Genomic DNA, 13,301 nt, shown 5'->3' on the forward strand with positions numbered 1-13,301 from the left:
GCGAAGGGGCCCGGGCCGAAAGAGGAGAGCAGTGGCAAAGGTCCGGGTCTACGAACTCGCCAAGGAGTTCGGCGTAGAGAGCAAGGTCGTACTGTCCAAGCTCCAGGAGATGGGCGAGTTCGTCCGCTCCGCGTCCTCGACCATCGAGGCGCCCGTCGTGCGCAAGCTCAAGGACGCCTTCCCCGGCGGGAGCCAGGGGAGCGCCGATGGCGCCCCCAGCCGTCCCGCCCCGACGCCGGGCTCCGGCCCGCGCCCCACCCCCGGCAACTTCGGCGGTCCCCGTCCGGGCCCCCGGCCCGGCCCGGCGGCCCCCGCCGCGCCGGCTCCGGCGGCACCGGCCGCACCGGCCGCACCGTCGGCTCCCGCGGCCGCCGCTCCGGCCCCGGCAGCACCGGCGCCCGCGCCGGCGGCGCCCGCCGCGCCGGCTGCCCCCGCGGCGCCGACGACCCCCGCTTTCGCTCCCGCCGCGTCCGCGGCACCGAGCGCTCCGGCGGCTCCCGCCGGCCCGCGCCCCGGTGCTCCCGGCCCGCGCCCGGGCGCTCCGGCGGCTCCCGGCTCGGCGGCTCGTCCCGGCCCCGGTGGCCCTGGTGGCGCTGCCCCGCGCCCCGGCACGCCCGGTGCCCCCGCGGCCCCGGCCGCTCCAGGCTCGGCGGCCCGTCCCGGCCCGGGTGGCACGAGTGGCACGAGTGGCACGGGCGGTGCCGCTCCGCGTCCGGGTGCCTCCGGTGCCCGTCCCGGTGCTCCGGGCGCTCGTCCGGGCGGCCCGCGTCCGGGCAACAACCCGTTCAGCTCCGGTGGCAGCACCGGCATGCAGCGTCCCGGCGCCCCGCGCCCGGGCAACAACCCCTACTCGGCCGGCGGCAGCACCGGCATGCCGCGTCCGGGCGGTGCCGGCGCTCCCGGCATGCCGCGTCCGGGGGGCACGGCCGGGCCGCGCCCGACCCCGGGCCCGCGCCCGGGCGGTAGCGCAGGCCCCGGCGGCCCGCGCCCGAACCCCGGCATGATGCCGCCCCGTCCGCAGCGTCCGGCCGGCCCCGGCGGCGCCGGACGTCCCGGTGCTCCGGGCCGCGGCGGTGCTCCCGGCCGTCCCGGTGCCCCCGGCGGCGCAGGCCGTCCCGGCGGTGGCGGCGGCTACGCCGGCCGTCCCGGCGGCGGTGGCCCCGGTGCCGGTGGCGGTGGCGGCTTCGCCGGCCGTCCCGGTGGTGGCGGCGGTGGCCCGCGCGGCCGCGGCGGCACGGCGGGCGCGTTCGGCCGTCCCGGCGGGCGTCCGGCCCGTGGGCGCAAGTCGAAGAAGCAGCGCCGTCAAGAGTTCGACAACATGCAGGCGCCGAGCATCGGCGGCGTGCAGGTCCCGCGCGGCGACGGCTCGACCCCGGTCCGCCTGCGCCGCGGTGCCTCGTTGACGGACTTCGCCGAGAAGATCAACGCCAACCCGGCCTCGCTGGTGACCGTGCTGTTCCGCCTCGGCGAGATGGCCACGGCGACCCAGTCGCTCGATGAGGACACGTTCCGCCTGCTCGGCTCCGAGCTCGGCTTCGACGTCCAGATCGTCAGCCCCGAGGACGAGGACCGCGAGCTGCTCGAGTCCTTCGACATCGGCGGCGAGTTCGACGACGACGAGGAAGACCTCGCCCCGCGGCCGCCGGTCGTCACGGTCATGGGCCACGTCGACCACGGCAAGACCCGCCTGCTCGACGCGATCCGCAAGACCAACGTCCAGGCCCGTGAGGCCGGTGGCATCACCCAGCACGTCGGTGCCTACCAGGTCGTCCACGAGCACGAGGGCGTCGAGCGTCCGATCACGTTCATCGACACCCCGGGCCACGAGACCTTCACGGCCATGCGTGCCCGTGGTGCCAAGACGACGGACATCGTCATCCTCGTGGTGGCGGCCGACGACGGCGTGATGCCGCAGACGATCGAGGCGCTCAACCACGCCCAGGCAGCCGACGTCCCGATCGTGGTCGCGGTCAACAAGATCGACAAGGAGGGCGCGGACCCGACGAAGGCCCGCGGCCAGCTCACCGAGTACGGCCTGGTCGCCGAGGAGTACGGCGGCGACACGATGTTCGTCGACGTCTCGGCGCTGTCCGGCCTCGGCATCGACGACCTGCTCGAGGCGGTGCTGCTGACCGCGGACGCCTCGCTCGAGCTGGTGGCGAACCCGACCGCCGACGCCCGCGGCACCGCGATCGAGGCCCGCCTCGACCGTGGTCGCGGCCCCGTGGCGACCGTGCTCGTCCAGCGCGGGACGCTGCGGGTCGGCGACGCGATCGTGTGCGGCGACGCCTACGGCCGCGTCCGGGCCCTGCTCGACGAGAACGGCGACCCGATCGACGAGGCGGGCCCGTCCCGCCCGGCGCAGGTCCTCGGCCTCACGTCGGTGCCGGGCGCCGGTGACACCTTCCTGGTGGCACCGGAGGACCGCATCGCCCGGCAGATCGCCGAGCGGCGCGCGGCGGCTGAGCGCAACGCCCAGCTCGCCCGCTCCCGCAAGCGCGTCAGCCTCGAGGACTTCCTCGAGCGCAGCAAGGTCGAGACGCTCAACCTGATCCTCAAGGGCGACGTCTCCGGCTCGGTCGAGGCGCTGGAGGACGCCCTCTTGCAGCTCGACGTCGGCGACGAGGTCGACCTGCGGATCATCGACCGCGGCGTGGGCGCGATCACCGAGAACAACGTCATGCTCGCCGTGGCGTCGGACGCGGTCATCATCGGCTTCAACGTCCGGCCGGAGGGCAAGGCCCGCGAGCTCTCCGAGCGCGAGGGTGTCGACGTCCGCTACTACTCGGTCATCTACCAGGCGATCGAGGAGGTCGAGGCGGCGCTCAAGGGCCTGCTGAAGCCGGAGTACGAGGAGGCCCAGCTCGGCACGGCGGAGATCCGCGAGGTCTACCGCTCGAGCAAGTTCGGCAACATCGCCGGCTGCCTCGTCCGCTCCGGGGAGATCCGCCGCAACTCCAAGGCCCGCCTCATCCGGGACGGCGTCGTGGTGGCGGACAACCTGCAGATCCACTCGCTGCGCCGTTTCAAGGACGACGCGACGGAGGTCCGCGAGGGCTTCGAGTGCGGTATCGGCCTCGGGTCGTTCAACGACATCAAGGTCGACGACGTCATCGAGACCTTCGAGATGCGCGAGAAGCCGCGCGTCTGAGGTACGACCGCGGTGCGGGGCGGCCCTCTGCGGGCCCTCCCGCGCTGGCGGTGCCCGCCAGGGGCACCGCCATCGTCAGTCCATCAGGGGGCGCCGCAGGCGCTCCCTGATGGACTGTTGCGTCCTAGGAGGGGCAGGGGAGGGCAGTGTTCGTCGGGACCCTTCGCCTGGACCTCCTGCTCGGGGACGTCCACTCGCTCAAGGCCAAGCGCTCGGTGGTTCGCCCGATCGTCGCCGAGCTGGCCCGCTTCGGTGTCTCGGCCGCGGAGGCGGGCGCCCAGGACCTGCACCGGCGGGCCGTGATCGGCGTCGCCATCGTGGCGGCCGACGCCCGGCACTGCCGGGAGGTGCTCGACTCGTGTGAGCGCGCGGTGATGGGGCACCCCGAGGTCGACCTGCTCTCCGCGCAGCGGCGGATCCTGCGCCCGGAGGACGACCTCGACCCGTTCGACGTCGTCCACGACGACTGACTTGTGAAGACCGTGACTCCCCGCACCTGTCGGGAGTCCTCAGGAAGGAGCTCCGGCCATGGTTGACGCCGCCCGCGCGCGCAAGCTTGGTGACCGCATCCGGGTCATCGTCGCGGAGATGCTCGAGACCCGGGTCAAGGACCCGCGGCTGGGATTCGTGACGGTGACCGACGTGCGGATGACCGGTGACCTCCAGCAGGCGGAGATCTTCTACACGGTCTACGGGACGGACGAGGAGCGGGCGGCGACCGCGGCCGCGCTGGAGAGCGCCAAGGGCGTCCTGCGCAGCGAGGTCGGCCGCCAGACCGGCGTCCGCCACACCCCCACGCTCACGTTCACCGCCGACGCGATCCCGGAGAACGCCAAGCACATCGAGGACCTGCTGGCCCGCGCCGCGGCCGCCGATGCCGAGGTCTCTCGCGTCGCCGCCGGTGCGACCTACGCGGCGGGGCCGGACGCGTACCGGACGAAGGACGACGAGGACGCGGAGTAGGCACCGGTGACCGCTCTCGACGTCCCGGCCGCGCCGCGCGCCGCAAAGGAGGTGTTCGACCTCGTCGGCCGTGCGCTCGCGACGACGGACGACGTGGTGCTGCTCGCGCACACCACTCCCGACGGCGACGCCCTGGGCTCCTCGCTCGCGGTCGCGCACGCGCTGCGCCGGCTCGGCCACCGACCGCGCGTCTCCTGGGGCGACGAGCCGTTCCGGGTGCCGCGGCCGCTCCGGTCGCTGCCGGGCGCGGCGCCGGCAGACGGGCTCGTCGTCGCGCCGGCTGAGCTGGCCGTCACCGAGCGGACGCTGGTGCTGGTCTTCGACTGCGCGAGCGGGGACCGGCTCGGCGTCCTGCGCCCGGTGCTCGAGCGCGCCGCGCTCACCGTCGCGTTCGACCACCACGCCTCGCACGTCCCCTTCACGTCCGAGCGCGTCGTGGACGCCGCCGCGCCTGCCACGGCGGCGATCGCGTACGACCTGGTCCGGAACCTCGGCGTCGACCTGACACCGGAGATCGCGACCTGCCTCTACGCCGGGCTCGTCACGGACACCGGGTCGTTCCGGTTCTCCAACACCACGCCCGACACGCTCCGGCTCGCGGCGCGCCTGCTCGACACGGGCGTACGCCACGCGGAGCTGGCCCGCACCCTCATGGAGGACGTCCCCGGGGCACTCCTGCCCGTGCTCGGAGCCGCCCTGCAGAGCGTGGCCCTCGACCCGGCCGCGCTCGGCGGCGCCGGGCTCGTCACCGCCGTGGTGCCCGCGGACGCTCGCCGGCCGTCGGGCCTGTCGGTGGACGAGGTGCACCCGGTGCTCGACGTGGTGCGCCGGGCCGAGGAGGCCGACGTCGCCTGCGTCGTCTACGAGGGCGAGCCCGGCCGCTGGCGCGTCTCGCTCCGGTCCAAGGGGGCGGTCGACGTGGCCCGGGCCGCGGTCTCGCTCGGTGGCGGCGGGCACCGCGCCGCGGCCGGGCTGTCGGCGGCGGGCGAGGCGCACGAGGTGCTCGCCCAGGTGCGGCGGGCGCTCGAGGCGTCGGCCGCGAGCTGACCGCGACGGCAGGGGCCCAGCGGGAGCACCGGAGCCTCGCCCCGTGCTGCGCGGGCCTGCGCTGCGTCCCTCAGGCGCCGTGCGTCACGAGCCGCTGTCGACGAGGATGAGCACCGCCCCGAGGCAGCCGCACGCCGCGCTCGCCACCACCGCGACGCGGATCCAGCCGGCCACCTCGAGCGTGCGGACGAGGACCACGGCCGCGACCAGCCAGAGCAGCGTGAACGCGAGCCATACCCAAGCCATGCGCCGATCCTCTCAAGGCAGGGCGTGGCCCCCGCATCGCCATACCTGAGGCCCGGTGCGGGCAGCGAGGGACGGCAGCAGGCCTTCCTGGCCCAGCTGACGGCCGGGGAGAACGCACGCTGGGCGGAGGCCATGCTGGCACCGGCGACACCGCCGAAACAGGAGTAGGGCAGCCTGGTCGCGACCGGCGAGTTACAACCACCGAGCAATCGGGGAGTCGAACCGACGTGACCTCTGCCTTCCCGTCCTCCGCCTCCGGGCGACCGCGCGTCGTCGTCATCGGTGCCGGGTTCGCCGGCATCAACGCGATCCACGAGCTGCGCGGGGCCCCGGTCGACATCACGATCATCGACCGGAACAACTTCCACACGTTCCAGCCGCTGCTCTACCAGGTGGCGACGTCCTACCTGCCGCCCGAGCAGGTCGGGGCCACGCTCCGGACGGTCTTCCGGCGGCAGAAGAACGTCAAGGTGCGCGTCGGCGAGGCGATCGCCGTGGACTGGGACGGGCAGACCGTCGAGCTCAAGGACGGCTCGACGGTGCCCTACGACTACCTCGTCATCTCGGCGGGCGCCACGACCAACTTCTTCGGCATCCCGGGGATGGCCGAGCACTCCTACCCGCTCTACACGATGAGCGACGCGGTCCGGCTCCGCCTGCACCTGCTCGAGGAGATCGAGCTGGCCGCGCGGGACAACAGCTCGGACCGCTCCCACGAGACCGTCGTGGTGGTCGGCGGCGGGCCCACCGGGGTCGAGACCGCAGGGTCGCTGGCGGAGATGAGCTGCCACCACATCGGCGGCGAGGTCGACCTGCGGGTCGTGCTCGTGGAGATGATGCCGCGGCTGCTCAACACGTTCAGCGAGCAGTCCGGCGAGCAGACGCTGAAGGACCTGCGCAAGCGCGGCGTCGAGATCCTGCTCAACACCTCGGTCAAGTCCGCGGACGAGAAGGGCGTCGAGCTCAGCGACGGACAGCGCATCGACACCCACACCGTGGTGTGGGGCGCCGGCGTGCAGGCCAGCCCGCTCGGCCGCGCGCTGGGGCTCGAGCTCGGGCGTGGCGGCTCGGTCGTCGTCGAGCCGGACCTGCGCCTGCCCGGGCGCGACAACGTCTTCGCGATCGGTGACATCGCCTCCCCGAAGCGGCCCGAGGGCGCCCGGCCGTTCCCGCTGGTCGCCCCCAACGCGATCCAGCAGGGCAAGCACACCGGCAAGCAGATCGCCCGCCTAATCCAGGGCCAGCCCGCCGAGCCGTTCGAGTACTTCGACAAGGGCATCCTGGCCGTGATCGCCAAGGGCGACGCCGTCGCGGAGCTGCCGATCCCCGGGCGCGCGGGCAAGAGCTTCAAGACGAAGGGCTTCCCCGCCTGGGCGCTGTGGGCGGGCGTGCACATCGTCTACCTGGTCGGCTTCCGCAACCGGCTCAAGACCCTCACCGACTGGGTCTACAACTTCGGGCTCAGCAGCGGCGGCGGCGGCATCCTCGTCCGCGCCAGCCGCGGCGGGAAGGTCGACTCGCCCTGACGGCAGCCCGGCCTGACGACGACGGTGGCGGGCCCCGCCCGGACAATGGACGGGTGAGCGAGAGCGCGCCCGAGGGCATCGTCGTCGTCGACAAGCCGGGGGGCTGGACGTCGCACGACGTCGTCGGCCGCATGCGCCGGCTGGCGCGCACACGCCGGGTCGGCCACGCCGGGACCCTCGACCCGATGGCCACTGGCGTCCTCGTCCTCGGCGTCGGGCGAGCCACCCGGCTGCTCGGCCACCTCGCGGGGGCCGACAAGGCGTACTCCGCCACCGTGCGGCTGGGGCAGGCCATGACGACGGACGACGCCGAGGGCGAGCCGCTCGGGGGCGCGCCGGCCGGCGACGTGGCCGACGAGGCGCTGCACGCGGCGGTTGCGGCGCTGACCGGCGACATCGAGCAGGTGCCCAGCTCGGTCAGCGCCATCAAGGTCAACGGCAAACGGGCGTACGCGATGGCCCGCGCGGGCGAGGACGTGCAGCTCGCGGCGCGGCCCGTCACGGTCTCGCAGTTCACCGTCGGGGAGCGCCGGCCCAGCGAGGACGGCACGCTGCTCGACGTGGACGTCGAGGTGGTCTGCACCAGCGGGACGTACGTCCGCGCGCTCGCCCGTGACCTCGGCCGCGCGCTCGGGGTCGGCGGCCACCTGACGATGCTGCGGCGCACCCGGGTCGGCCCGTGGACGCTGCAGGACGCGCGCACGCTCGAGCAGCTCGAGGGGTCGGTCGACGTGCTCGCGATGGAGGCGGCCGCGGACCGCGCGTTCCCGCGCCGTGACGTCGATGCCGCCGACGCGGCGCGGCTCGCGCACGGGGGGCTGCTGCCCGCGCTCGGGCAGGCGCCAGGCCCGGTCGCGGTGTTCGGGCCGGACGGCACCTTCGTCGCGCTCGTGGAGGAGCGGGGCGGGCGCGCGAAGCCGCTCGCCGTGTTCGCCGCGGCGTGAGCCAGACGTGAGCCCGGCCCGCGCCCGGCCGGGGTACGGCCGGAAGCCCGGCTGAGCCCCGGCCTGTCCACGGCCGGCGCGGCGCCACCACCGGGACCGGCCTGCGTGCGCCGGGCCCGGGCCGCCTGCCGGCCGTCTGGCAGGCTGCACGGCGTGCAGGTCTGGCAAGGGCTCGGAGCGATCCCCTCCGACTGGGGCCCCTCGATCGTGTCCATCGGCGTGTTCGACGGAGTCCACCGCGGCCACCGCGCCGTCATCGGCCGGGCGGTCGCGCGCAGCCGCGCGACGCACGTGCCCGCGGTCGTGGTGACCTTCGACCCGCACCCGCTGGAGGTGCTGCGCCCCGCGGCGGCCCCCAAGGCGCTCACCACGGTCGCCCACCGCGCCGCGCTCCTCGGCGACCTCGGCGTCGACGCCGTCTGCGTGCTGCACTTCGACGCCGAGCTGGCCTCGTGGTCGCCGGAGACGTTCGTGGACAAGGTGCTCGCGCAAGCCCTGCACGCGGCCGACGTCGTCGTCGGGGAGGACTTCCGCTTCGGCCACCGGGCCGCGGGCGACGTACGCCTGCTCGCCGAGCTCGGCGCGACCCGCGGGTTCGCCGTCCACCCCGTCGGGCTCGTCGAGGAGGCCGGGCACCGCTGGTCATCCACGTTCGTCCGCGACCGGGTCGCACTGGGGGAGGTGGAGGCGGCCGCCCGCGCCCTGGGCCGGCCGCACCGCGTCGAGGGCGTCGTCGTGCACGGGGACGCCCGCGGCCGCGAGCTGGGCTACCCGACCGCGAACCTCGACGTCCCGGCACGCACGGTCGTCCCGGCCGACGGCGTCTACGCCGGCTGGCTCGTCCGCGGCACGCCGCACAACGTCTCGTCGGCAGGGGAGACCCGGCTCCCGGCCGCGATCTCGATCGGCACCAACCCGACGTTCGGCGGAGAGCGCCGGCGGGTGGAGGCCTACGTCCTCGACCGCACCGACCTCGACCTCTACGACGAGCACGTGGCGCTCGACTTCGTCGCCCGGGTCCGCGACACCGAGAAGTTCGCCGGGGTGGACGAGCTCGTCGCCCAGATGGACCGCGACGTGGAGCAGGTGCGCACGCTGCTGCGCTGAGCGGTGCGGCCTGCTCGGGTCGGGGCCCGTTGCCAGCCGCTTGCAGCGCGGTCCGCGTGGGAGGACGCACCGTCACCGGCTGGTAGCCTCGGGAGTGCCGTGTGAACCGGCCGCGGACAGAGAGCGCCTCGTGGGACAGCCCGGGGCACCGCGCAGCGACCCCCCGGAAGGAGCCCTGTGTCCCTCGACGCAGCGACCAAGAAGAAGATCCTCGACGAGTACTCCGTGACGCCGGGTGACACCGGGTCGCCCGAGGCGCAGGTCGCGCTGCTCAGCCAGCGCATCCGCGACCTCACCGAGCACCTCAAGACCCACAAGCACGACCACCACAGCCGTCGCGGGCTGCTGCTGCTCGTCGGCCGCCGCCGCCGGCTGCTGCAGTACCTCGCCAAGAAGGACATCAACCGCTACCGCTCGCTCATCGAGCGGCTCGGCCTGCGCCGATAGCGGCCCGAGGGGAGTGGCCACCGGCCGCTCCCCTCGCTGCTTCGCGGGGCCGGCCCCGGCCGGCAGGCCGACAGGGCTCGCCAGATCGGGCACGGCCCCCGCGGGCATCAGCAGTTCGACAGCCCAGCCACCGGGCGGGAAGCACGACGAGGACGTCGACGTCGGTCCTCGGTAGTGGCTCTCGGAGCGGGACCGCTCCGGGCGCTTCTCTCGAAGACCGGCTCCAGGCCTCCGGCCGTGCCTCCTGCTCCCAGCACAGATCAGGAGGACCCGTGGAGGGTTCCGACATCACGACGGCCAGCGCCGTCATCGACAACGGCCGCTTCGGCAAGCGCACCGTCCGCTTCGAGACCGGGCGCCTCGCGCGCCAGGCCGCCGGCTCCGCCGTCGCGTACCTCGACGAGGAGACGATGCTCCTCTCGGCGACCACCGCGTCGAAGAGCCCGAAGGAGCAGTTCGACTTCTTCCCCCTGACGGTCGACGTCGAGGAGCGGATGTACGCCGCGGGCCGCATCCCCGGCTCGTTCTTCCGTCGCGAGGGCCGCCCGAGCGAGGACGCGATCCTCACCTGCCGCCTCATCGACCGCCCGCTGCGCCCGTCCTTCGTCAAGGGCCTGCGCAACGAGATCCAGGTCGTCGTCACGGTCATGGCGCTCAACCCGAACGACCTCTACGACGTCGTCGCGATCAACGCCGCGTCGCTGTCCACCCAGCTGGCCGGGCTGCCCTTCAGCGGCCCGATCGGCGCCACCCGCGTCGCCCTCATCGAGGGCCAGTGGGTCGCGTTCCCGACGCACGAGCAGCTCGCGGGCGCCGTGTTCGACATGGTCGTCGCCGGCCGCGTCGTGGGCGATGACGTCGCGATCATGATGGTCGAGGCCGAGGCCACCGACCAGGCCTGGCGCCTGGTCAAGGAGGAGGGCCAGGGCGCTCCGACCGAGGAGGTCGTCGCCGAGGGCCTCGAGGCCGCGAAGCCCTTCATCCGCACGCTCTGCGAGGCGCAGTCCGAGGTCGCCGCCAAGGCCGCCAAGGAGACCCGCGAGTTCCCGCTCTACCCGGACTACCAGCCCGACGCCTTCGAGGCCGTCGAGGGCGCCGTCACGGCCGAGCTCTCCGCGGCGCTGACGATCGCGGGCAAGCAGGAGCGCGAGGCCGAGCTCGACCGCGTCAAGGGCCTGGTCACCGAGCGCCTGGGCGAGCAGTTCGCCGGCCGCGAGAAGGAGCTCTCCGGGGCCTACCGCTCGCTGACGAAGAAGCTCGTGCGCCAGCGCATCCTGCGCGACAAGGTCCGCATCGACGGCCGCGGCCTCGCCGACATCCGGCAGCTGGCCGCCGAGGTCGAGGTCCTCCCGCGGGTGCACGGCTCGGCGCTGTTCGAGCGCGGCGAGACCCAGATCCTCGGCGTCACGACGCTCAACATGCTCCGCATGGAGCAGCAGCTCGACACGCTCTCCCCGGAGACGCGCAAGCGCTACATGCACAACTACAACTTCCCGCCCTACAGCACCGGTGAGACCGGCCGCGTGGGCTCGCCGAAGCGCCGCGAGATCGGCCACGGCGCGCTCGCCGAGCGGGCGCTCGTGCCGGTGCTGCCGACGCGTGAGGAGTTCCCCTACGCGATCCGCCAGGTGTCCGAGGCGCTCGGCTCCAACGGCTCGACGTCGATGGGCTCGGTCTGCGCCTCGACGATGTCGCTGCTCAACGCCGGCGTGCCGCTCAAGGCGCCGGTCGCGGGCATCGCGATGGGCCTGGTCTCGGACGAGGTGGACGGCAAGACGGAGTACGCCGCCCTCACCGACATCCTCGGCGCCGAGGACGCGTTCGGCGACATGGACTTCAAGGTGGCCGGCACCAAGGAGTTCGTGACGGCGATCCAGCTCGACACCAAGCTCGACGGCATCCCCGCCTCGGTGCTCGCGGGTGCGCTGACCCAGGCCCGCGAGGCCCGGCTGCACATCCTCGACGTGATGAACGAGGCCATCGACGTCCCGGACGAGATGTCGCCGTTCGCGCCGCGCATCATCACCGTCAAGATCCCGGTGGACAAGATCGGCGAGGTCATCGGCCCGAAGGGCAAGATGATCAACCAGATCCAGGACGAGACCGGCGCCGAGATCACGATCGAGGACGACGGCACGATCTACATCGGCGCCGTCGACGGCCCGTCCGCCGAGGCGGCCCGCCAGACGATCAACGGCATCGCCAACCCGACGATGCCCGAGGTCGGCGAGCGCTACCTCGGCACGGTCGTCAAGACCACGACGTTCGGCGCGTTCGTGTCGCTCGTCCCCGGCCGCGACGGCTTGCTCCACGTCTCCCAGCTGCGCAAGCTGGCCGGCGGCAAGCGGGTCGACAACGTCGAGGACGTCGTCAAGATCGGGCAGAAGGTCCAGGTCGAGATCGCCGAGATCGACCCGCGCGGCAAGCTGTCGCTCGTCCCGGTCGTCGACGAGGCGGAGGCTGCCGCCGACGCTCCGTCGTCCGAGGCTGCCGCTGAGCCGGCCGACGCCTGACGTGGGGGCCCGGCTTCGCGACCAGCGGGCCGGCACCACGCGCACTCTCGCCCGGGAGGACGGGGGCGGCGGCACTGTCCGCCGCACCGTCCTCCCGGGCGGTCTGCGCGTCGTGACCGAGGCCGTCCCCGGCGTGCGCTCCGCCGCCATCGGCATCTGGATCGGCGTCGGCTCCCGCGACGAGGCCCCGTCCCTCGCGGGCGCGTCGCACTACCTCGAGCACCTGCTGTTCAAGGGCACGAAGCGGCGCTCTGCGTTGGACATCTCGGCGACGATCGACGCGGTCGGCGGCGAGATGAACGCCTTCACCACGAAGGAATACACCTGCTACTACGCGCGGGTCCTCGACGAGGACCTGCCGTTGGCCATCGACGTGGTGTGCGACCTCGTGACGTCGTCGACCGTCAGCACGGCCGACGTCGAGCAGGAGCGCGGCGTGATCCTCGAAGAGATCGCGATGCACGACGACGACCCGACCGACGCGGTGCACGAGCTCTTCAGCGAAGCGCTCTTCGGCAATGCGCCGCTCGGCCGTCCGGTGACCGGGACGGTCGAGTCGGTGTCGGCGCTCTCGCGCTCGGCGATCAACGGCTACTACCGCCGGCGCTACCGGCCCGAGGCGATGGTCGTCACGGTCGCGGGCAACGTCGACCACGCCAAGGTCGTCCGGCTGGTCAAGGCCGCGTTCACCACCGCGGGCGCGCTCGGCGGCGACGGCGTCCCCACCCCGCCGCGCCTCGGCACGACCAAGGCCCCGCGCGGCCTCGGTGGCACCCGGGTGCTGGAGCGGCGCACCGAGCAGGCCAACCTCGTGCTCGGCGTGCCCGGGGTCGCCCGGACCGACGACCGCCGCTTCGCCCTCGGGGTCCTCAACGCCGCGCTCGGTGGCGGCATGAGCTCGCGCCTCTTCCAGGAGGTCCGGGAGAAGCGCGGCATGGCCTACTCGGTCTACAGCTACAACGCGCAGTACGCCGACGCGGGCGCCTTCGGCGTCTACGCCGGCTGCCTGCCGAAGAAGGTCGACGACGTGCTGGCAGTCTGCCGTGAGCAGCTCGAGCTGGTGTCCACGAAGGGCATCACGCGCGAGGAGCTCGTCCGCGGCCAGGGCCAGCTGCGCGGCGCGCTCGTCCTCGGCCTCGAGGACACCGGCGCGCGGATGAGCCGGCTGGGCAAGGCCGAGCTCGTCTACGGCGAGCTGGTCGGGATCGACACGGTCCTGGCCCAGATCTCCGCCGTGACCCTGGACGACGTGCAGGCCGTGGCGCAGGACCTGCTCTCTGTACCGCCGGCGCTCGCCGTCGTCGGGCCGTTCGCCGAGGGCCGCGAGTTCTCCGCGGTCGCCTAGCAACGGCCTGGC

At 73.9% G+C, this 13,301-nt stretch carries 11 protein-coding genes and 1 pseudogene; 11 read left to right on the forward strand and 1 reads right to left on the reverse strand.

Annotated features, from left to right (window positions below; genetic code table 11):
- Positions 1-31: 31 nt before the first annotated feature.
- From G9H71_RS25645 to G9H71_RS07265, 5 genes and pseudogenes are all read left to right on the forward strand, one after another.
- A pseudogene (locus G9H71_RS25645) lies at positions 32-169 on the forward strand (translation initiation factor IF-2 N-terminal domain-containing protein); the annotation flags it as partial.
- Positions 158-3,151 carry a translation initiation factor IF-2 gene (gene infB / locus G9H71_RS24435; protein ID WP_456238368.1) on the forward strand — a complete coding sequence of 998 codons (2,994 nt, stop codon included), beginning with the start codon at positions 158-160 and terminating at the stop codon, positions 3,149-3,151. The pseudogene G9H71_RS25645 and the gene infB, both read left to right, overlap by 12 nt.
- A gap of 146 nt (positions 3,152-3,297) precedes the next feature.
- The gene (locus tag G9H71_RS07255; protein ID WP_166280169.1) at positions 3,298-3,621 is read left to right on the forward strand and encodes a DUF503 domain-containing protein; all 324 of its coding nucleotides are present in this window, start codon (positions 3,298-3,300) and stop codon (positions 3,619-3,621) included.
- Between the two features lie 58 nt (positions 3,622-3,679).
- Positions 3,680-4,114, forward strand: a complete 435-nt coding sequence (gene rbfA, locus G9H71_RS07260; RefSeq protein ID WP_166280172.1) for a 30S ribosome-binding factor RbfA — start codon at positions 3,680-3,682, stop codon at positions 4,112-4,114.
- Between the two features lie 6 nt (positions 4,115-4,120).
- Entirely contained in the window at positions 4,121-5,161 is a 1,041-nt protein-coding gene (locus tag G9H71_RS07265) for a DHH family phosphoesterase (protein WP_166280175.1), read from the forward strand.
- An 84-nt stretch (positions 5,162-5,245) separates the two neighbouring features.
- Here G9H71_RS07265 and G9H71_RS07270 read toward each other — a convergent pair whose 3' ends face one another.
- On the reverse strand, positions 5,246-5,407 hold the full coding sequence (locus G9H71_RS07270; RefSeq protein WP_166280178.1) for a hypothetical protein: 162 nt from the start codon (positions 5,405-5,407) through the stop codon (positions 5,246-5,248).
- A gap of 227 nt (positions 5,408-5,634) precedes the next feature.
- Here G9H71_RS07270 and G9H71_RS07275 point away from each other — a divergent pair, with 227 nt between their 5' ends.
- From G9H71_RS07275 to G9H71_RS07300, 6 genes are all read left to right on the forward strand, one after another.
- Positions 5,635-6,933 carry an NAD(P)/FAD-dependent oxidoreductase gene (locus G9H71_RS07275; RefSeq protein WP_166280181.1) on the forward strand — a complete coding sequence of 433 codons (1,299 nt, stop codon included), beginning with the start codon at positions 5,635-5,637 and terminating at the stop codon, positions 6,931-6,933.
- A 53-nt stretch (positions 6,934-6,986) separates the two neighbouring features.
- Complete coding sequence (truB, locus tag G9H71_RS07280; RefSeq protein ID WP_166280184.1) at positions 6,987-7,877, forward strand: tRNA pseudouridine(55) synthase TruB; 891 nt, start codon at positions 6,987-6,989, stop codon at positions 7,875-7,877.
- A gap of 153 nt (positions 7,878-8,030) precedes the next feature.
- A complete protein-coding gene (locus G9H71_RS07285; RefSeq protein WP_166280187.1) occupies positions 8,031-8,984 on the forward strand; it encodes a bifunctional riboflavin kinase/FAD synthetase in 954 nt (317 codons plus the stop codon).
- Between the two features lie 177 nt (positions 8,985-9,161).
- Positions 9,162-9,431, forward strand: coding sequence for a 30S ribosomal protein S15 (gene rpsO, locus G9H71_RS07290; RefSeq protein WP_166280190.1), 270 nt, complete (start codon positions 9,162-9,164; stop codon positions 9,429-9,431).
- Positions 9,432-9,703: 272 nt separating this feature from the next.
- On the forward strand, positions 9,704-11,944 hold the full coding sequence (locus tag G9H71_RS07295; protein WP_331272808.1) for a polyribonucleotide nucleotidyltransferase: 2,241 nt from the start codon (positions 9,704-9,706) through the stop codon (positions 11,942-11,944).
- Between the two features lies 1 nt (position 11,945).
- A complete protein-coding gene (locus G9H71_RS07300) occupies positions 11,946-13,289 on the forward strand; it encodes a M16 family metallopeptidase (protein ID WP_331272809.1) in 1,344 nt (447 codons plus the stop codon).
- Positions 13,290-13,301: the final 12 nt, after the last annotated feature.

Source organism: Motilibacter deserti (assembly GCF_011250635.1).
Classification (GTDB): domain Bacteria; phylum Actinomycetota; class Actinomycetes; order Motilibacterales; family Motilibacteraceae; genus Motilibacter_A; species Motilibacter_A deserti.